Origin of the sequence: Bradyrhizobium sp., from assembly GCF_004799405.1 — a bacterium.
GTDB lineage: Bacteria > Pseudomonadota > Alphaproteobacteria > Rhizobiales > Xanthobacteraceae > Bradyrhizobium.
In genome coordinates this window covers 49,455-68,870 of record NZ_SSMW01000070.1, presented here as the reverse complement: position 1 = coordinate 68,870, position 19,416 = coordinate 49,455, and the positions used below count along the sequence as shown (strand labels likewise).

Annotated in this window: 18 protein-coding genes; 9 read left to right on the top strand and 9 right to left on the bottom strand. The window is 64.6% G+C overall.

The window, feature by feature from the left end:
* Positions 1 to 85: 85 nt before the first annotated feature.
* The 3 genes from E7813_RS10760 to E7813_RS10750 all read left to right on the top strand — a co-directional run bounded on the left by E7813_RS10760 (position 86) and on the right by E7813_RS10750 (position 2,771).
* Positions 86 to 1,084 (top strand): flagellar motor protein MotA, encoded by a 999-nt coding sequence (locus E7813_RS10760; protein ID WP_291573612.1) that lies wholly within the window; start codon positions 86 to 88, stop codon positions 1,082 to 1,084.
* Positions 1,085 to 1,282: 198 nt separating this feature from the next.
* A complete protein-coding gene (locus E7813_RS10755; RefSeq protein WP_291573610.1) occupies positions 1,283 to 2,311 on the top strand; it encodes a peptidoglycan -binding protein in 1,029 nt (342 codons plus the stop codon).
* Between the two features lie 10 nt (positions 2,312 to 2,321).
* Positions 2,322 to 2,771 carry a GNAT family N-acetyltransferase gene (locus E7813_RS10750; RefSeq protein ID WP_291573608.1) on the top strand — a complete coding sequence of 150 codons (450 nt, stop codon included), beginning with the start codon at positions 2,322 to 2,324 and terminating at the stop codon, positions 2,769 to 2,771.
* A gap of 42 nt (positions 2,772 to 2,813) precedes the next feature.
* Here the strand turns inward: E7813_RS10750 and E7813_RS10745 are convergent, their stop codons facing one another.
* Complete coding sequence (locus E7813_RS10745) at positions 2,814 to 4,676, bottom strand: ABC transporter transmembrane domain-containing protein (protein WP_291573606.1); 1,863 nt, start codon at positions 4,674 to 4,676, stop codon at positions 2,814 to 2,816.
* Between the two features lie 184 nt (positions 4,677 to 4,860).
* Here E7813_RS10745 and rpmE point away from each other — a divergent pair, with 184 nt between their 5' ends.
* Entirely contained in the window at positions 4,861 to 5,088 is a 228-nt protein-coding gene (gene rpmE, locus E7813_RS10740) for a 50S ribosomal protein L31 (protein WP_291573604.1), read from the top strand.
* A 79-nt stretch (positions 5,089 to 5,167) separates the two neighbouring features.
* On the opposite strand, the gene E7813_RS10735 is transcribed toward rpmE, so the two are convergent.
* From E7813_RS10735 to E7813_RS10725, 3 genes are all read right to left on the bottom strand, one after another.
* Positions 5,168 to 6,007, bottom strand: coding sequence for an EamA family transporter (locus tag E7813_RS10735; RefSeq protein WP_291573603.1), 840 nt, complete (start codon positions 6,005 to 6,007; stop codon positions 5,168 to 5,170).
* A 59-nt stretch (positions 6,008 to 6,066) separates the two neighbouring features.
* A complete protein-coding gene (locus tag E7813_RS10730) occupies positions 6,067 to 6,579 on the bottom strand; it encodes a DUF1465 family protein (RefSeq protein ID WP_291573601.1) in 513 nt (170 codons plus the stop codon).
* A gap of 495 nt (positions 6,580 to 7,074) precedes the next feature.
* The gene (locus tag E7813_RS10725) at positions 7,075 to 7,266 is read right to left on the bottom strand and encodes a DUF1192 domain-containing protein (protein WP_291573599.1); all 192 of its coding nucleotides are present in this window, start codon (positions 7,264 to 7,266) and stop codon (positions 7,075 to 7,077) included.
* 104 nt (positions 7,267 to 7,370) lie between these two features.
* On the opposite strand from E7813_RS10725, the gene E7813_RS10720 reads away from it, so the two are divergent.
* Both E7813_RS10720 and E7813_RS10715 read left to right on the top strand, forming a co-directional pair.
* Positions 7,371 to 8,369 (top strand): NAD(P)H-quinone oxidoreductase, encoded by a 999-nt coding sequence (locus tag E7813_RS10720; protein ID WP_291573596.1) that lies wholly within the window; start codon positions 7,371 to 7,373, stop codon positions 8,367 to 8,369.
* A gap of 118 nt (positions 8,370 to 8,487) precedes the next feature.
* Positions 8,488 to 11,364 carry an EAL domain-containing protein gene (locus E7813_RS10715; protein ID WP_291573594.1) on the top strand — a complete coding sequence of 959 codons (2,877 nt, stop codon included), beginning with the start codon at positions 8,488 to 8,490 and terminating at the stop codon, positions 11,362 to 11,364.
* Positions 11,365 to 11,501: 137 nt separating this feature from the next.
* On the opposite strand, the gene E7813_RS10710 is transcribed toward E7813_RS10715, so the two are convergent.
* Positions 11,502 to 11,750, bottom strand: a complete 249-nt coding sequence (locus tag E7813_RS10710) for a hypothetical protein (protein WP_291573591.1) — start codon at positions 11,748 to 11,750, stop codon at positions 11,502 to 11,504.
* Positions 11,747 to 12,625, bottom strand: coding sequence for a UTP--glucose-1-phosphate uridylyltransferase GalU (galU, locus tag E7813_RS10705; protein WP_291573589.1), 879 nt, complete (start codon positions 12,623 to 12,625; stop codon positions 11,747 to 11,749). The genes E7813_RS10710 and galU overlap by 4 nt, the downstream gene beginning before the upstream one ends.
* Positions 12,626 to 12,974: 349 nt before the next feature.
* On the opposite strand from galU, the gene E7813_RS10700 reads away from it, so the two are divergent.
* Positions 12,975 to 14,405, top strand: coding sequence for a lytic murein transglycosylase (locus tag E7813_RS10700; RefSeq protein WP_291573587.1), 1,431 nt, complete (start codon positions 12,975 to 12,977; stop codon positions 14,403 to 14,405).
* 203 nt (positions 14,406 to 14,608) lie between these two features.
* On the top strand, positions 14,609 to 16,261 hold the full coding sequence (locus E7813_RS10695) for a DUF459 domain-containing protein (RefSeq protein WP_291573585.1): 1,653 nt from the start codon (positions 14,609 to 14,611) through the stop codon (positions 16,259 to 16,261).
* A 51-nt stretch (positions 16,262 to 16,312) separates the two neighbouring features.
* On the opposite strand, the gene E7813_RS10690 is transcribed toward E7813_RS10695, so the two are convergent.
* Positions 16,313 to 16,702 carry a CsbD family protein gene (locus tag E7813_RS10690; RefSeq protein WP_291573584.1) on the bottom strand — a complete coding sequence of 130 codons (390 nt, stop codon included), beginning with the start codon at positions 16,700 to 16,702 and terminating at the stop codon, positions 16,313 to 16,315.
* Positions 16,703 to 16,762: 60 nt separating this feature from the next.
* Positions 16,763 to 17,497: an SDR family oxidoreductase gene (locus tag E7813_RS10685; RefSeq protein WP_291573583.1), complete on the bottom strand. Its 735-nt coding sequence runs from the start codon at positions 17,495 to 17,497 to the stop codon at positions 16,763 to 16,765.
* Between the two features lie 186 nt (positions 17,498 to 17,683).
* Between E7813_RS10685 and E7813_RS10680 the strand changes: the two genes are divergently transcribed.
* Positions 17,684 to 18,574 (top strand): TauD/TfdA family dioxygenase, encoded by an 891-nt coding sequence (locus E7813_RS10680; RefSeq protein ID WP_291573581.1) that lies wholly within the window; start codon positions 17,684 to 17,686, stop codon positions 18,572 to 18,574.
* A gap of 142 nt (positions 18,575 to 18,716) precedes the next feature.
* On the opposite strand, the gene E7813_RS10675 is transcribed toward E7813_RS10680, so the two are convergent.
* Positions 18,717 to 19,367, bottom strand: a complete 651-nt coding sequence (locus E7813_RS10675) for a YqgE/AlgH family protein (RefSeq protein WP_291573647.1) — start codon at positions 19,365 to 19,367, stop codon at positions 18,717 to 18,719.
* Positions 19,368 to 19,416: the final 49 nt, after the last annotated feature.

Here is a 19,416-nt window from a genome sequence, read left to right as displayed (position 1 = left end):
CTGTAACCGGCCTTTTTTCCCGGCCCCGCTGTGCCATATTGGGGTCCGAAATCGTCTTCCCTCCCAACAGGTGACAACTCATCCGATGGCGTCAGGTCCCTCCTCCCCCTCCGCGATGGAGCTCGAACTGAGCAAGCTGTCCTCGCCCAGAATCTTTCTGGTGCGGATGCTGGTGTTCCTGGTGCTGTGCGCCCTGGTGATGGTGGTGCTGTACAGGCAGATCATCACCGCGTTCTTCGCCAATCCCGGACTGAACACGCTGATCGGCCTGGTGCTGCTGATCGGCATCATCCTGTCGTTCCGCCAGGTGATCCGGCTCTATCCGGAAGTGGCCTGGGTCAACAATTTCCGCATCGCCGATCCCGGCCTCGCGGTCGACCGCCACCCCACGCTGCTGGCGCCGATGGCGGCGATCCTCGGCGGCGAGCGCACCGGACGGATGACGATCTCGCAGCAGACCATGCGGCATCTGCTGGATTCCATCGCCACGCGACTCGACGAGGCCCGCGACATTTCCCGCTACATGACCGGCCTGTTGGTGTTCCTCGGACTGCTCGGCACCTTCTGGGGCTTGATCGAAACCGTGGGCTCGGTCGGCAAGGTGATCGACGGCCTTAAGGTCGGCGGCGACGCCGGCGCATTGTTCGACACCCTCAAGGAAGGCTTGGCCGCGCCGCTCGGCGGCATGGGCATTTCATTTTCGTCGTCGCTGTTTGGCCTGGCCGGCTCGCTGATCCTCGGCTTTCTCGATCTGCAATCGAGCCAGGCGCAGAACCGGTTCTACACCGATCTCGAAGACTGGCTCGCCACCACGGTGCGCGAATATTCCGGCGAGACCGCCGCCGGCGCCAGCGGCGACCTGCAGAACGCGATCGAGCGCCTGCGCGCCAGCATGGCGGAAGGCGGCGGCAACCGCGGCACCACGGCGGCGATGGCCAATCTCGCCGAAGCCATTCAGGGCCTGGTCGCGCATATGCGGACCGAGCAGCAGATGATCCGCGAATGGGCCGACGGCCAGGGCGAGCAAAACCGCGAGATCAAGAAATTGCTGGAGCGGATCGCGCGCCAGCCCGAGAAGAATTAGTACGAGACAGTTGATGCGGATTTTGGAAATGAGCGGCGGCTGCAGCCTTACTTCTCTCATCGGAAGAGGTCGGATCGCTGCTTCGGCGATCCGGGTAAGGGGTTACGGTCTCTCGATAAACTGTAACCCCTCACCCGGCGCTACGCGCCGACCTCTCCCGATGGGAGAGGTGAACGTCGTATCGCAGAGACTCCCGTAATGGCCCTCGCCCGTACCCGCCGCAGCGAATCTGCGTTCAACTACTGGCCGGGCTTCGTCGACGCGCTGTCGACGCTGGTGCTCTCGATCGTGTTCCTGCTGTCGGTGTTCCTGGTGGTGCAGTTCTTCCTGTCGCAGGAGGTCACCGGCAAGGACAAGGCGCTGGAGGCGCTCAACGCCAAGCTGGCGCAGTTGAACGACCTGTTGTCGCTGGAAAAACTCGGCAAGCTCAATCTCGAAGACCAGCTTTCGCAGCTGCGGGCCGGCCTCGCCTCGGCGGAGGCCGAGCGCGACCGCATCAAGGGACTCTATGACGGCATGGCCGGTGCCGGCAGCGACGCCGCCGGCCGCACCAGCGAGCTCAACAAGGCGCTCGATTCCGAAAAGCAGATATCGTCGCGCGCCCTGGCGCAGATCGAGGTGCTGAACCAGCAGATCAGCGCGCTGCGCCGCCAGCTTGCCGCGCTGGAAGAAGCGCTCGACGCCTCGGAGAAGCGCGACAAGGAATCCCAGAACCGCATCGTCGACCTCGGGCAACGGCTGAACGTCGCGTTGGCGCAGCGGGTGCAGGAACTGTCGCGCTACCGTTCCGAATTCTTCGGCCGGCTGCGTGCGATTCTTGGCAACCGGCCGGACATCCGGATCGTCGGCGACCGCTTCGTGTTCCAGTCCGAAGTGTTCTTCGACACCGGACAGGCGTTGCTGCTGCCCGAAGGCCGCGCCGAACTCGACAAGCTGGCGCAGGCGCTGATCGATCTCGACAAGCAGATTCCAGCCGAGATCGCCTGGGTGCTGCGGGTCGACGGCCACACCGACGTGCGGCCGATCAACAGCCCGGTGTTCAAGTCGAACTGGGAATTGTCGTCGGCGCGCGCGATTTCGGTAGTGCAATATCTGATCTCGCTCGGCGTGCCGGCACAGCGGCTGGTCGCGGCCGGTTTTGCCGAATTCCAGCCGCTCGACACCGCCAATACCGAAGAGGCCTACAAGCGCAACCGCCGCATCGAACTGAAACTGACGGAACGGTGACGGCTTTATCTTGAGCGCCCCCTTCCAGCTTCGTCCCTATCGCGCCGGTGACGAAGACGCTGCGATCGCGCTATGGCTTGCGACGTGGCGGCAGGCGTATCCGGACATCGATTTTAACGCGCGCCTGGCATGGTGGCGCGAACGCTGGCGCAACGAGCTGGTGCCGAATGCCAATATCATCGTGGCTGAACGGGCGGGAACGCTGACCGGATTCGTCACGATCGACAGGTCCGGCTATCTCGACCAGTTGGTCGTCGCTCCCAATTGCTGGGGTTCGCGCCTCGGCAGCGCATTACTCGACGAGGCCAAGCGGCTGTCGCCCGGCCGGATCACGCTGATGGTCAATACCGACAATGTCCGAGCCATCGGCTTCTACGAGCGCAACGGTTTTATTCATGCCGGCGAAGATGTGAACCCGACCTCGGGAAGGCCTGTGCTGCGGATGGCGTGGAAACCGTAGCGCTATTCTTCCCTTCTCCCCTTGTGGGAGAAGGGAAAATTATCACACCCCCTCGAACTGCAGCCTTGCCAGCCGTGCATAGAGGCCGCCCGCGGCGACCAGCGAGGCGTGGGTGCCCTGCTCGACGATGCGGCCCTGGTCCATCACCATGATGCGGTCGCAGGACAATACGGTGGCAAGGCGATGGGCGATCACCAGCGTGGTGCGGTGACGCATCAGTTCCTCCAGCGCGGTCTGCACCAGCGTTTCGGATTCGGCATCGAGCGATGAAGTGGCTTCATCGAGCAGCAGCAATGGCGCATCGCGCAGGATCGCGCGCGCGATCGCGATGCGCTGGCGCTGGCCTCCCGACAGCGTGACGCCGCGCTCGCCGAGCTGCGCCTCGAATCCGCCGGGCAGGCGGCGAATGAATTCGCTGGCGTGAGCGAGATCGGCGGCGCGCTCGACCTCGGCATCGGTCGCATCGGGGCGGCCGAAGCGGATGTTCTCGCGCGCGGTGGTGGCGAATGCCACCGAATCCTGCGGCACCAGCGCGATGCGCGAGCGCAGTTCGCGCGGATCGGCGGCGCGGATCGGCGTCCCGTCGAACGAAATCATGCCGCCCTGGGGATCGTAGAACCGCAACAGCAAATGAAACAGCGTGCTCTTGCCCGCACCCGAGGGGCCGACGATCGCCACCTTCTCGCCGGCGCGCACCGACAGCGAGACGCCGTCGATCGCCGGTGTATCCGGCCGCGTCGGATAGGCGAAGCTGACGTTGTCGAAACTGACATCGCCGCGCGCCGGCACCGGCATCGGGCGCGGCGAAACCGGGGCGGCGATGGCCGACCTGACGCGCAGGATTTCGAACAACCGTTCCGATGCGCCGGAGGCCGCCGAAACCTCGCCCCAGACTTCGCTGAGCTGGCCGAGCGCGGCCGCGGCGAAAGCCGCATACAACAGGAACTGGCCGAGCCGGCCCGGCGTGATGGCGCCGGTCAGCACATCGTGCGATCCGATCCAGAGGATCAATACCACACTGGTAAAGACGATGAAGATGATGACGGCGGTGAGCACCGCGCGCGCGCGGGTCGAACTGCGCGCGGCGTCATAGGCCTGTTCGACTTCGCCGCCGAAGCGCGCCTCGGCCAGCCGCTCGCTGGTATAGGCCTGCACGGTCCTGATCGCGCCGACAAGTTCGGAAGCGTACGCCGTGGCATTCGCCAGCGTATCCTGGGCGTTGCGCGACAGCCGCCGCACCCAGCGTCCGAACGCCACCAGCGGAAGCACGATCGCCGGTATCGCTAACAGCACGAAGCCCGACAGCCGCGGGCTGGTAAACACCATCATCGCGGCGGCGCCGATGAACAGCATGAAATTGCGCAGCGCAATCGAGACCGAAGCGCCGACCGCGGATTTGATCTGGGTGGTGTCGGCGGTGAGGCGCGAGATCAATTCGCCGCTGCGCGCCGAATCGAAGAACGCCGGCGACAGCGAGATCAGATGCGCGAACACGTCGCGCCGCAGATCGGCGACGATGCGCTCGCCGATCGTCATCACCAGATAGAACCGCGACGCGCTGGCGGCGGCGAGCACGGCGACCACCGCGATCATCACGCTGAAATAGCTGTTGATCATGGCGATGCCCTCGGGCGTGAACCCGAAGTCGATCATGCGGCGCACCGCGACCGGCACGATCAGGGTGGTGACCGCGGCAACCGTCAGCGCGATCAGCGCCAGAATGGCGCGTCCGCGGTAGCGCGCCACATAGGGCGCCAGCGCCAGCAGCGGACGCAGCCTGGCGCGCGCTTCGACCGGCGATGGCGTCAATGGCGCTTCGACCGGTGATGCTCCGGGACGCGGATCGACGCGCGGAATCGGCGGCTTATCGCCTGCGGGGTCTTCAAGCCGTTCCACTGCACTCATCAGACCAGACCCATCGCTTTGCCATCCCCAGATAGGCTCCGCCGCCACCGCTGGCAATTCAGATAGTCGTCACATCCGGCCGGATACGTGGCTTGTTTTGGCGGACTTGCTGCGTTATAGAGCGGCCCAAATCCGTCCCCACAGCCACTTGAAAGACAGGCGCCGGCGCGCCAAAGGATCTGCCATGAAAGCCGAAATTCATCCGGAATATCATATGATTACGGTCGTCATGACCGATGGCACCGAATACCAGACGCGCTCGACCTGGGGCAAGGCAGGCGACAAGCTGAACCTCGATATCGACTCCAAGTCGCACCCGGCCTGGATCGGCGGCGCCCAGCAGTTGCTGGACCGCGGCGGCCGCGTGTCCCGGTTCCAGAAGAAGTTCTCGGGCTTCCTCAAGAAGGAGTGAGCCTTTTCAAGGCTTCTCATTCGAAGCAAAGCGCCGAAACGCCCCGCTCCCGGGGCGTTTTTGTTTGGCGCGCCAGCGGTTAGAACCGCCAGCCGACGCAGACGGCGCCAGCAGCGATGATGCAGCATGCCGCGATCCGCAAGCCGGTCAATCGCTCCTTGAGGAAGATGGCCCCGAGCAGGGCGGCGAACACCACGCTGGTTTCACGCAATGCCGATACCGCCCCCATCGGGTTGGCCTGCATGGCCCAGATGATGGCGCCATAGGCCGCAAGCGCAATCAGTCCGCCGCCGGCCGCCTTGCCGGCTTCCGCCATCGGTATCGCAAACATCGCCCGCCGGCCTCGCGCCAGGTACCATAGCGGCACCACGAGAAAACACGCGAACATGCCGCCGGTGAACGCGACCCAGTTACCGGAGACCCGCACGCCGATGCCATCGACCACCGTGTAGGCGGCAATGCTGACGCCGGTCGCCAGCGACCATGGCAAATTCATCGCCCGCAGCGATCTGGCTCTCGCCGAGGCCAGCATGAAGATGCCGATGCAGACGAGCCCAATGCCGATGCTGTTGATCGGGGGCATCCACTCGCCGGCAAACAGGCTGCCGCCGAGCGCGACCAGCGCCGGCGACGAGCCGCGCGCAATCGGATAGGTCTCGCCGAGATCGCCGCTGCGATACATCCGCACCAGCAGCGCATTGTAGATCAGGTGAATCGTCCCCGAGGCGAGCACGTAGACGGCGCTTGCCGCAGACGGCAGGCCGGCGAACGCCATCATGGCGGCACCGGCGAGACCGATGGTGACATTGATCATCAGCATGGTTTGCGCGCGATCCGCACCTCCGCGCAGCAGCGCGTTCCAGCTCGCGTGCAGGAACGCGGCCGACAGAATCAGCACGATGGCAAAGGGAGCTAGCAAAAGCGGATGATTCTCGTGTCGACGTGCGGACTGGCGCACATCCGATCAGTGATCCGGCGTTATCGCTCGAACGCCGCCTTCAGGCGATTGAGCTGCGGCACCAGCGGATTGCCGATCGCAGCGCGTTCGGCCGGCGGCGCGTGGATGGTGGCGTCGAGGCGGCGAACCTTGGTTTGCAGGCTCATCGAGCGGGCGATCAGGTCCTGCAATTGCTTCGGCAGCTTCTCGAGCATCTCGTCCGGGCCGGGATCGGCGGCGCTGAGCTTGACCTTGGTCTTTTCGCGATTGGCCTGCGACAGCGTCATCTCGCCTTCCTTGACCGCGCGGTGCAGCAACAGCCATGAGGCCAGTTGCATCAGGCGCGTGGTCAGCCGCATGCTTTCGGTCGCATAAGTGAGGCTGACGGAGCGATCGAGCGCCTTGGCCTCGGTGCGGCCGACGCCATCGAGATAGGCGGCGGTCTCCTCGACCAAGTCCATGCCGTCGCGGAACAAGGTGCCGAATGCCGCCGAATTGGTCAGCCGCTCGCTGAGTTGCACGAGCGCGGTTTCGCCTTGCGAACGGTCCGACATGGTTAACGCCTCACGCCACTGTTTACGCAGCCGGCGAAAAAGCGCTCCGGCTTATGATGAACAAATCATTGCGCGCCCGGGAGCGCGAGTCCAGCCACAAGCGTTGTTATGGTTTCCAGCGAGGTGCCGGCGGCCCCAAAAAAAGAGCCGCCGTTTCCGGCGGCTTTTGAAGTTGATAACAGGGAGGCGTCAAACAGAGTGGACAGGAGCCACTCGGTGTCCAAACGAGGACAATTCCGGTCATAAACAAGAAAGCTTAATCAATCGTAAACGAACGATTTTCTTCAGCTTTCATTTGCCGTGGCATTGGCCGAGGGTCGCGACGTCTCTCCGCGTCATGCCCGGCCCTGTGCCGGGCATCCACGTCTTTGCCGCAACCGCGAAAGGCGTGGATGGCCGGGACAAGCCCGGCCATGACGACCGAGAGAACATGGAGGCGGACCAACGCGCGATGCACCCCCTCTCCCGCTTGCGTGGGAGGGGCGCGTGCCTCGCTCACGATTTGAAAAAGCTGTCGGCGGCATCCTTTGACGCGCGCTTTTTGGTCATGGCGACCTGCAGTCGCTCGATTTCCGCCGTCATCAGCGCGATGCGCTCGGTCAGTTCCTCGACCGACAGCAGCGACAGGTCCTGCCCGATCTCGTGGGTGACTTTCTTCCTTGGCTTGTCGTCGTCCTCGATGGCCATGCGCTCCCTCCGGTGCTCGACGGTCGGTGAAACGGTTGCCAGCCCGGGCGCGGCTGGCTAAGCAGATGCCTGTTCAATGATCCCGCGTTTCGCAAGGACAAATCATGGAAAAGCTGCCCGCGCAAATGACCGTCATCGGCATCAGCAAGCCCGGCGGTCCGGAGGTGCTGGTGCCGGAGACCCGCAGCGTCCCTGTGCCGGGTGCAAACGAGATCCTGATCAAGGTCGCCGCGGCCGGCGTCAACCGGCCCGACGTCGCGCAGCGATCCGGCTCCTACCCGCCGCCGCCCGGCGCCAGCGACCTGCCCGGGCTTGAAGTGGCGGGCGAGGTCGTCGCGGTCGGCGCAGGCGTCACCAGACACAGGCTCGGCGACAAGGTGATGTCGCTGGTGGCCGGCGGCGGCTATGCGCAATATTGCATCGCGCAGGATGCCCAGGCGATGGCGGTGCCGCCGGCGCTGTCGATGCAAGAAGCCGGTGCTGTTCCCGAAACGCTGATGACGGTCTGGCACAATGTGTTCGAGCGTGGCGCGCTGAAATCGGGCGAGACGCTGCTGGTCCATGGCGGCTCGTCCGGCATCGGCACCATGGCCATTCAACTGGCCAAGGCCTTCGGCTCCAAGGTGATCGTCACCGTCGGATCGAAGGAAAAAGCCGATGCCTGCCTCAAGCTCGGCGCTATCAGAGCGATCAACTACAGGACCGAAGACTTCGTCGCCGAGGTCAAGACCGCGACATCGGGCGCGGGCGCCGATGTCATTCTCGACATGGTCGGTGGCGAATACATCGAACGCAACTACGACGCGGCCGCGATCGACGGTCGCGTGATCCAGATCGCGTTTCTCGGCGGACCCAAGGCAAACGTTAATTTCGCCAAGCTGATGGTGAAGAGGCTGCACCACACTGGCTCGACCTTGCGGCCCCGCAGCAATGCCGACAAGGCGGCGATGGTCGCGGCCATCGAAGCCAACGTGATGCCGCTGTTGCGCGATGGTCGCGTCAAGCCGCTGATGGACAGCACATTCCCGCTGGAAAAGGCCGCCGATGCGCACCGGCGCATGGAGACCAGTGAACATATTGGCAAAATTGTGTTGGTCGCTTAACGCTGGTGAGCGATGGCCGGCGGGAAACCCTTTGATTTCCCTTACATTCATGTCATTTATCGCGCGACGCCGGGCGGGGATTTCGTCCGGAAACATCGTTGATTGCGGAGAACCGACTTTGCGCCTGATCAGGTGCCTCGCGCCGCTTGCGCTGGGCCTCATGATGTTTGTCGCCGCGCCACCGGCGCGCGCCATCGACGCCGTCAGCGTCCGCGGCGACGCGCCCGCGATCGACCTCACAGCGATACTCGATCATCGGCGCAGCGACACCGACCGCATCCAGGTCTCCACCGCGCCCGGCACCGACGGCATCGTCCGCCGCATCGAGGTCCGCGCCCGCGAAGGCGGACAGAACTGGGTGGTGTTCGCCCTCGCCAACAACACCGACGACCAGCTCGATCGCCTGATCGTGGCGCCGCACTATCGCATCGTCTCGTCGGGACTGCTGTGGCCCGATCTCGGATTGTCGCGGATCGCCACCATCACGCCGTCGACCGGCGACCGTCCGGAACGCCAGGAAAGCGCCACCGCCGACATTTTCCGCATCACGCTCGATCCCGGCTCCGTCGTCACCTTTGTCGCCGAACTGCGCACCGATAAATTGCCGCAGCTCTATCTGTGGGAACCCGACGCCTACAAGGACAAGGTCAACTCGTTCACGCTGTACCAGGGCATCGTGATCGGCATTTCCGGACTGCTGGCATTGGTGCTGACCATCCTGTTCGTGGTCAAGGGCAGCATCATGTTTCCGGCCGCCGCGGCGCTGGCGTGGGCGGTGCTGGTCTATATCGGCGTCGATTTCGGCTTCTGGGGCAAGGTGCTCGACATGTCGAACAACGCCGAGCGGGTCTGGCGCGCGGCCGGCGAAGCGATCCTGGCGGCGACGCTGCTGGTGTTTCTGTTTGCCTATCTCAATCTCAGCCGCTGGCATGTGCGTTATTCCCACATCACCATCGGCTGGTTGGCCTTCCTGGGCTCGCTGGTGGCGCTGGCCTTGTTCGATCCCGCGGTGGCCTCGGGCATCGCGCGGATGTCGCTGGTGCTGATCGCGTTCGCGGGCTTTGCGCTGATCGTGTACCTATCGACCCACAATTTCGACCGCGCGGTGCTGCTGATCCCGACCTGGTTCCTGCTGGTGGTCTGGGTGGTCGCGGCCGGCATGGCGGTGGCCGGCAACGTCACCAACGACATCGTCGGCCCGGCGCTGCTCGGCGGCCTGGTGCTGATCGTGATGCTGATCGGGTTCACGGTGATGCAGCACGCCTTTGCCGGCGGCGGCGCGACCACCGGCATCGTCTCCGACGTCGAGCGCCGCGCACTGGCGCTGACCGGTTCCGGCGACCTGATCTGGGACTGGGACGTCTCCGCCGACAAGGTGTTCACCAGCCCCGAGACCGAAAGCCTGCTCGGCCTCAAGCGCGGCACGCTGGAAGGCCCCGCCGCGAAATGGCTCGAGGTGCTGCATCCGCTCGATCAGGATCGCTTCCGTGCGGCGCTAGACAGCGTGCTCGATCAGCGCCGCGGCCGCCTGGTGCAGGATTTCCGGCTGCGCACGCCCGACGGCCACTTCATGTGGTTCGCGCTTAAAGCGCGCCCGGTGGTCGGCTCCGACGGCGAAGTCTCGCGCGTGGTCGGCACGCTGACCGACGTGACCGAGGCCAAGAACGCCGAGGAACGGCTGCTGCACGATTCCGTGCATGACAACCTCACCGGCCTGCCGAACCGCAAATTGTTCATCGACCGCCTGGGCGCGGTGGCCAATTTCGCCAAGACCATGCCGAACCTGCGGCCGACGCTGATGGTGATCGATCTCGATCGCTTCAAGCAGGTCAACGATTCCGTCGGCATCGCGGTCGGCGATTCGATCCTGCTGACGCTGGCGCGGCGTCTGACCCGCATCCTGAAACCGCAGGACACGCTGGCGCGGCTCGCCGGCGACCAGTTCGGTCTGATCCTGATGTCGGAACAGGATCCGGCGCGCATCACCGCCTTCGCCGAGACCATACGCAAGACCATCCGCGCGCCGATCGCCTTCAATGACCGCGAGATTTTCCTCACCGCCTCGATCGGGCTGGCGCTCAGCGACCCGCAGACGCAACTGTCCGAAGAGATCATCAAGGACGCCGAGCTTGCGATGTACCATTCCAAGCGCATCGGCGGCGACCGCATCGACGTCTACAAGCCGGCGATGCGCGCGCGCAAGACCGACCGGCTGACGCTGGAATCCGAATTGCGCCGCGCCATCGAGCGCGAGGAAATCACCATTCTGTACCAGCCGATCGTGCGGCTGGAGGATCGCTCGATCGCCGGCTTCGAGGCGCTGGCGCGCTGGGATCATCCCAAACTGGGCCGGATGTCGCCGGTGGAATTCATCACCATCGCCGAGGAAATCGGCCTGATCGTCGATCTCGGCATGTTCGTGATGGACCAGACCGCAAAGCAGCTCGCGATCTGGCAGCGCGCGATGCGCTCGCGCGATCCGATCTTCGCCAGCGTCAACGTCTCCTCGCGGCAATTGCTGCGGCACGACCTGATCCACGATATCCGTACCGTGCTGTCGCGCTCCTCGGTGGCGCGCGGCACGCTGAAGCTTGAATTGACGGAATCCCTGGTGATGGAGAACCCGGAACACGCCGCCCAGATGCTGACGCGGATCCGCGAACTCGGCACCGGATTGTCGCTGGACGATTTCGGCACCGGTCATTCGTCGCTGGCCTATCTGCAGCGCTTTCCGTTCGACACCATCAAGATCGACCAGTCCTTTGTCCGCACCACCAGCCGCGGCACCAGGCCGGTGATCCTGAAATCGATCATCGCGCTGGCGCACGACCTCGGCATGGACGTGGTCGCCGAGGGCGCCGAGACCGATTCGGACGCGGTCGAGCTCTATCAGCTGGGCTGCGAATACGCGCAAGGTTTTGCGTTCGGCGAACCGATGGACGCCGACGCCGCGATGCGGCTGCTCACCGAAGAACGACTCGAGGCGGCGAGCTAGTCGTCGTCCCTGCGAAAGCAGGGACCCACAATCCGCGGCGGTTTTTGTCCGACGGCGGGTCGATCGGCATCTTTCAAAACCTTGGCGGCACGGCGTATGGGTCCCCGCGTTCGCGGGGACGACGCGTAAAGTTCGCGCTACTTCATCCTCTTGAACCGCACGCTCTTGCCGTCCGCCAGCCGGGTCGCGATGTAGCCGCCGGCGATGCAGGCCTCGCGCTGCGGCATCTTTTCCTGCGGACTGCGCAAGGTCTCCCACCACGACGCCCGGTGCGCCGCGCGCGGCAGTGCCGCGTCGATGATCTCCTCAATCTTTTCAAAGCTCAGCACGAATTCGGGAAGCGTCTGCTTCTTCAGATAATCGCGCAGCGCGTCGTAGTCGTTCACTTGCGATCCAGATACTTCTTCATCTCCGCGCGCAGCTCGGCGCGAAGCTCCGCGCGGGCCATGCCGAAGGCGATGTTGGCGCGCAGGAATCCCGCCTTGGAGCCGCAATCGTGCCGCTCACCCTCGAATTCGACGCCGTAGAAACGCTGGGTCCTTGCCAGGCCGATCATGGCGTCGGTGAGCTGAATCTCGCCGCCGGCCCCGCTTGCCTGCGTCTTCAGGATATCGAAGATCTCCGGCTGCAGGATATAGCGGCCGGTGATCGACAGATTCGAAGGCGCGGTGCCCTGCGGCGGTTTTTCCACCATGCCGTCGACCTCGAACATCTTGCCGTGCCGCTTGCCGACGCCGCAGATGCCATATTGATGCGTGCGATGCGTCGGCACCGCTTCCACCGCGATCAGGTTGGATTTTTCACCAAGCTTGGCCGCAGCCTCGATCATCTGCGCAAGGCAGCCCGGCGTGTTCAACACCAGCTCGTCCGGCAGCAGCACCGCGAACGGCTCGTTGCCGACGATGTCGCGGGCGCACCACACCGCATGGCCGAGGCCGAGCGGCGCCTGCTGCCGGGTGAAACTCACCGCCCCGGCGTCGGGCTGGTCGCGCGCCAGGGCGTCCATCTCGGCCTGCTTGCCGCGCGCGGCCAGCGTAGCGTCGAGTTCATACATCCGGTCGAAATGATCCTCGATCACGCCCTTGTTGCGGCCGGTGACGAAGATGAAATGTTCGATCCCGGCTTCCCTCGCCTCGTCGACCACATACTGGATCAGCGGCCGGTCGACGATGGTCAGCATTTCCTTCGGCATCGCCTTGGTGGCGGGCAGGACGCGGGTGCCGAGACCGGCGACCGGGAAGACGGCTTTGCGGATTTTCATGGGAACGTCGTGCCTTGAGAGACTGTCGGAAACTGCGCCTTTAATGGCACGTTGGTAGCCGGTTTGCAGCCGGGAACAAAGCCGCATGCGTGGGGGGCAGCGGCGATTTACAATTCTGTTCGCTCCCCCCTTGTGGGGGAGGGTTAGGGAGAGGGGTAAGCTGCAAGCACCGAATTTGCGGCTCACCCCCCTCTCCAACTCTCCCCCACAAGGGGGGAGAGAGCGGACCTTGTCCTTTGCGTTATTTGCGCTTCTTTTCCAGCCATAAAATCTCGCCTTTGTTAAGCTATTGGAAACCGCAACGAGGCCTCCTGAAAGCCGGATGTTTTTTTCGGGGTGCGGGTGCGACATGACGAGACGGACGGCTGGATTGGCGAGGATAAGAACCGGTGCGGCGATTCTCGGCCTGACCTTTGGCGCGGCGCTGCTGGCGTGCGGCGAGGCCCGCGCACAGTCGTCCGGCGGCGGCCGCTTCAGCCTGTTCGACGGCATCTTCACCGGCTCGCTTTCGCAAGGCAGCCGGAGCACGCGGCCCTCGCCCGGCACCACCGCCCAGGCGCAACCGGTCCAGGCCGGCAGCGCCGCGCTGCCATGGAGCGGCGAGGACGGCGCCTCCGGCCATCCTCTGATGACCGCCGCCGCGATCCGCGAGGCGGCGGCAAATTTCGACAATTGCGTCGCCGGCATGTGGCCCGACGCTGCCCGCCGCGGCATCTCGCAAGCGAACTTCGAGCGCTTCACCGCGGGGCTTACGCCCGATCTGCGCATCATGGACCTGATGGATTCGCAGCCGGAGTTCACCAAGTCGATCTGGGATTATCTCGACATCCTGGTGAACGACAACAGGTTGGCCAAGGGCCGCGAGATCCTGGCCAAATACAAACCGCAATTCGACGCAACGGAAAAAGCCTATGGCGTCGATCGCTATGCGATCGCGGCGATCTGGGGCATCGAGTCGAATTATTCCACCCAGATGGGCGACCGCAGCGTGCTGCAGTCCACCGCGACGCTGTCCTGCATCGGCCGCCGCCAGAAATATTTCCGGGATGAATTTCTCTCGGCGCTGGAAATCCTGAACCATGGCGATTTGCGCCCCGAGCAGATGCGCGGCTCCTGGGCCGGCGCGTTCGGTCCCACGCAGTTCATGCCGACCGCGTTCAAGCGCTACGCGGTGGATGCCGACGGCGACGGCCGCCGCGACGTGGTCGACGATCCGGCCGACCTGATCGCTTCCACCGCCAATAACCTCAGGAAAGACGGCTGGCAGACCGGCCAGACCTGGGGCTATGAGGTCGTGGTGCCCGCAGGCTTCAATTACATGCTGGCGGATCGCGCCAAGGCGATGACGATTGCACAGTGGGAGCACCTCGGCCTCACCCATGCCGGCGGCAAGCCGTTCCCGCATCCGGCCGAAAAAGCCTACCTGCTGGCGCCCGCCGGGGCCGAGGGTCCGGGCTTCCTGATGCTGCAGAATTTCAGGGTGATCATGAAATACAACCCGGCGGAGGCCTATGCGCTGGCGATCGGCCACTTCGCCGACCGGCTGCGCGGCGGCGCGCCGTTCGTGCAGCCCTGGCCGCGGCAGGAGCGGGAATTGTCGAAGGCCGAGCGGCTTGAATTGCAGCAGCTCCTGGCCCAGCGCGGCTTCTATCGCGGCACCCCCGACGGCCAGCTTGGCGGACAGACCCGGGATGCCTTGCGCGGTTTCCAGGCCTCGATCGGCGCGCCGGCGGACGGATTTGCCTCCTCCGACGTGCTGGAGCGGCTCAGGGGGCGGTAAACGCCGGTTCCAGTCGCTACCCCGGATCGTGTCCGGGGCAGGCTTTCGCTTGAAAACGCGCCAAAAGTAACCCTGAAGGCGACATTTTCGCACCGCCCTTGACGGCGGTGGCCGATGCCCGGTTTATGGCTTGCCGAATCTGCCCGCTTGCGGCCCGATTCCACTATTATGATGGCCCAAGATTTACCTTGCGAACCGAGCGCATGCCAAAGCCGAAATCCTTTCTGGGCGTGTTGACCGAGCGCGGCCCGCTGATCGCGCTGGCGACAGCACTGCTGGTCGGCGTCATCGCGCCGGCATCGGCGCAGTTCTTCAATTTCGGCGGACCGGCGCGGCCGCAGCCGCAATCCCGCGGCGGCGGATGGTTCGGCGGCGACCTGTTCGCGCCGTTCCAGCAGCAGGCGCCGAGGCGGGTCATCCACGACGACTCCAAGGCGCCGCCACCCGAAAAACGCGAGACCGTACCGGAACGCAATGTGCTGGTGCTCGGCGACGGCATGGCCGACTGGCTCGCCTACGGTCTCGAGGAAGCCTATGTCGAACAGCCCGAAATGGGCGTGATCCGCCGGCACAAGACCGTCTCGGGCCTCATCCGATATCAGCCCAAGGGCGATCCGGTCGACTGGGCGGCCGCCGCCAAGGGCATTCTCGCTGCCGAAAAGCCGGACGCCATCGTGGTCATGCTCGGCCTCAACGACCGCATCCCGATGCGGGAGCCGGCGGCCGAGAAATCCGACAGCAAGCCGGCCGACAAGAAGAGCGACAAGAAAGACGCCCGCGCCAAACCGGATGCGAAGCCCGCGGAGGCCAAACCCGCTGCCAAGCCGGATGGCGAGACCGACGCCGCCGCCAAGCCCGACGAAAAAATCGTCGATACCGAATTGTCGCCGGACGATGCCGACGATGCCCCGCCCGCCATCGTGCCGGAGAAAAGCACACGCTCGCCGAACGGCATTTATCAGTTTCGCGAGGAACGCTGGGTCGAACTCTACACCAAGAAAATCGAAGAGATGATCGCCGTCCTGAAATCCAAGGGCGTGCCGGTGCTGTGGGTCGGCCTTCCCGCGGTGCGCGGCATCAAGGGTACGGCGGACATGCTATTCCTGGATTCGCTGTATCGCGATGCCGCCGGCAAGGCCGGCATTACCTATGTCGACGTCTGGGACGGGTTCGTCGACGAAGCCGGCCGCTTCCTGCAAAGGGGCCCGGACTTCGAAGGCCAGCCCCGCAACCTGCGCTCCTACGATGGCGTGTTCTTTACCCCGCCGGGCGCGCGCAAGCTTGCGCATTACGTGGAACGTGAAGTCACCCGGTTAATGGCAGCTCGTTCGGCGCCGATCGCGCTGCCGACCGAGCCGGCCACGCCCGACGCCAACGCGCTGCCCGGCCAGCCCGCGCCGCGTCCGCTGGCGGGACCGATCCTGCCGCTGGTGGCATCTTCCGTCGGCACCGATCAATTGCTCGGCGGACCCGGCTCACGCCCCGCGGCGGTCGATGCGCTGGCGGCGCGAACCCTGGTCAAGGGCGAACCGCTGGCGCCACCGGCCGGCCGCGCCGATGATTTCGCCTGGCCGCGCCGCGAAGTCGGACGCGAACAGGCCAAGGGAGAAACGCCGGTCGCAGCGGTGGGACCCGATGGAACGCCTTTCGCTCCGGGGACGCCGCCGAAACCGAAAAAGCTTCGTCAGGGCTCGCCATCGTTGCGGGACTTCTTTGGCCTCGGCGCCGGGCCGCGACAGCCGCAGGCCCAACCTCAGCCCCAGCAGCAGCAGCCCGCGCAGCGTGCGCCCACCGCGCCGCGCCCGCCGGCCAATGTCGGACGCTCGGCGTCGGTGCCGGGATTGTTCACGCGGTAACCCGTCATTCGCCGGCGCGCGCAAGCGCGAACCCGGAAATGACGAGCCAGGTCAACCATAATACCGCCAGCGCTGCGGCGGCGGCCGGCGCGGCTGGCGCGTCATCAACAGCGCCAGCGCAAAACCGATGCCGCCTGCGATCATCAGCGCACCGAGCGGATTATCCCGCACTTTTTTCGACACCGCCTGCGAGCCGTCGCGCAGTGTATCGCCGCTGTTCTCGTAGGCGTTCTTGTAGGTGTCCTTGGCATAATTCACGGCCGCATCGGTCGCGTCGCGCGCGGCATCCTTGGCCTGGCCGTACAGGTTCTGCACGGTGCCGGCCGCCTCTCGCGCCCGGCCCGCGGCCTGCAGTCTCGCGTCAGCGACGACATCGCCGGCGGCATCTTCGGCTTTACCGGCGATATCCTTTGCCGAGCCGGCAATTCGATCCTTGTCCATCACGGTCACTCCTCGGAGATGATTGTCGCAGGATGTAACCGATGAGACCAATTCCGGTTCCTACAGAATCAGCCCGCCGTCGACCACCAGGGTCTGGCCGACGATGTAGGATGCCAGCGGCGACGCCAGAAACAGCGCGGCGCCGGCCATGTCGGCCGGCGTTCCCAATCGCTTCAGCGGAATCCGCTCGATCGCGCCCTGCAGCCGCTTCGGATTGGATGTCGTCACCCTGGTCATCTTGGTGTCGACAAGGCCGGGCGCGATGCCGTTGACGCGAATGCCATCCTCGGCCCAGGCTTCGGCCAGCGTCCGCGTCAACCCGACGGCGCCGCTCTTCGAGGCATTGTAGGCCGGATTGCCCCTGGTCGAATGATAGGCGGCGGTCGAACTGACGATGATGAGCGAGCCCTTGGCGGCGCTCAGCATCCGATGGAATTTGATGGCGCAGGCCATCAGGCTGACCAGGTTGACCTCCAGCACCTGACGAAATCCGGGCATCTCGAATTCGCCGCGCCGGTAGATCACGGCTCCCTGCGCCAGCACCAGCACATCGAGCCGTTCGAACGGCGGCTTGAAATCCTCGATCGCCTTCGCATCGCTGACGTCGAGGCGGATATAGTCGAGGCCCTCGAGATTCGATCCCTCGCTCGCCGAATAATCGGCGGCGGCGCCGCGCGTGCCGCAGACCTGCACCCGCGCGCCCCTGGTCCGGAACGCCTGCGCGATGCCGTTGCCGATGCCGCTGGAGCCGCCGACCACGAGAACCTGCTTGGCGCTGAAATCGAGTTCGTTCATGGCCCGATCATCCCTTCATCCGGTTCGACCTCTCTGGGGATCGGGGCGAACCTTGTCAATCCTGCAGCGCACGACCGCAGCGGAAGTAATAACCATGCTCGCTATCCGTTGACATCGCACGGTCAGGGAGTAGTTTTTTAGCCAATCGAGCGGGGGCAACCGCTCGCCCCGATCAGGAGGAACGCCATGACGATCGCGATCCGGCAGCTTCACCCGCATTTTTTCGGCGAGGTCTCCGGCGTCGACTTGAGGAAGCCACTGACGCCGCAGCAAGCCGCCGATATCGAGGCCGGCATGGACAAATATGCCGTGCTGCTGTTCCGCGGCCAGGACATTACCGACGAGCAGCAACTGGCCTTCGCACTGAATTTCGGCGAGCGCGAAAATCCGCGCGGCGGCAATGTCGTCAAGCCGGAAGATTCGCGCCTCGCCAAGACCGGTCTCAATGACGTCTCCAACCTCGACAGGGACGGCAAGCCGCTGCCGCGCGACAGCCGCGTCCATCTGTTCAACCTCGGCAATTGCCTGTGGCATTCCGACAGTTCGTTCCGTCCGATCCCGGCGAAATTTTCGTTGCTGTCGGCGCGCGTGGTGAACCTCAAGGGCGGCAACACCGAATTCGCCGACATGCGCGCGGCCTATGACGCGCTCGACGACGAGACCAAGACCGAGATCGAGGACCTGATATGCGAGCATTCGCTGATGTATTCGCGGGGCTCGCTGGGATTCCTGGATTACAGCGAGGAAGAAAAGCAGCTGTTCAAGCCGGTGCTGCAGCGTCTGGTGCGCACCCATCCGGTGCACGGCCGCAAGTCGCTGTATCTGTCGTCGCATGCCGGCGCCATCAAGGGCATGACGGTGCCGGAGGCGCGGGTGCTGCTGCGCGACCTCACCGAGCACGCCACGCAACGCGAATTCGTCCACGTCCACCAATGGTCGCTGCACGACCTCGTGATGTGGGACAACCGCCAGACCATGCACCGCGTGCGCCGCTACGACCAGTCGCAACCGCGCGACATGCGCCGCGCCACGGTGGCCGGCACCGCGCCGACGGTGGCGCAGCAGGCGGCGGAGTAGTTACTCATCCGTCATCGCCCGCCACCGGGACTCGCCTTCGGCGAGCGCGATGACAAGCTCCGGCGGGCGATCCAGTAAACGCAGGTGTCAATAATTACTGTCGGTGATTACTGGATGCCCCGTCTTCGCGGGGCATGACGATTCAGGCATGTCCCGCTTCGTTCGACAGCATGCCCGGATCGATCCCGATCTTGCGCAACGCCTGCTGGTATTTTTCCTCGACGTTGCCGCCGAAGATCAGGTCCGGATCGGCCGCGCAGTGCAGCCAGTCGTTTTCCTGAATTTCGCTTTCCAGCTGGCCCGGCGCCCAATGCGCATAGCCGAGCGCCAGCACCGCGTGTTTCGGCCCCGCACCCTTCGCGATCGCCTTGAGAATATCGACGGTTGCGGTCAGGCAAATCACGTCGTCGATCGGCAGTGTCGCATCCTTGATGAAAAAGTCGCTCGAATGCAGCACGAAGCCGCGGCCGGTTTCGACCGGGCCGCCCTTGAGCACTTTCATGGTCTCGGCGTTTTCCGGCAATTTGATCTGGTCGGCTTTCTCGATGATATCGAGCTGCACCAGCAGTTCCGGAAAATCGATGGTGCCGGCGGGATGGTTGACGATGATGCCCATGGCGCCTTCGGAGGAATGCGCACAGAGATAGATCACCGAACGCGCAAAGCGCGGATCTCCCATCACCGGCATCGCGATCAAGAGCTGACCGTCCAGGTAACCGCGACCGGCCGCATCGTCGCCGCTGCCGGCGGCCTTGCGGCGAGCAATCCTCGGTCTTTTGCTTTCAGGATCCATCCGCACAGAGACTTTCGTGTTGATCCACATCCTGATATTGGGTGCCGGT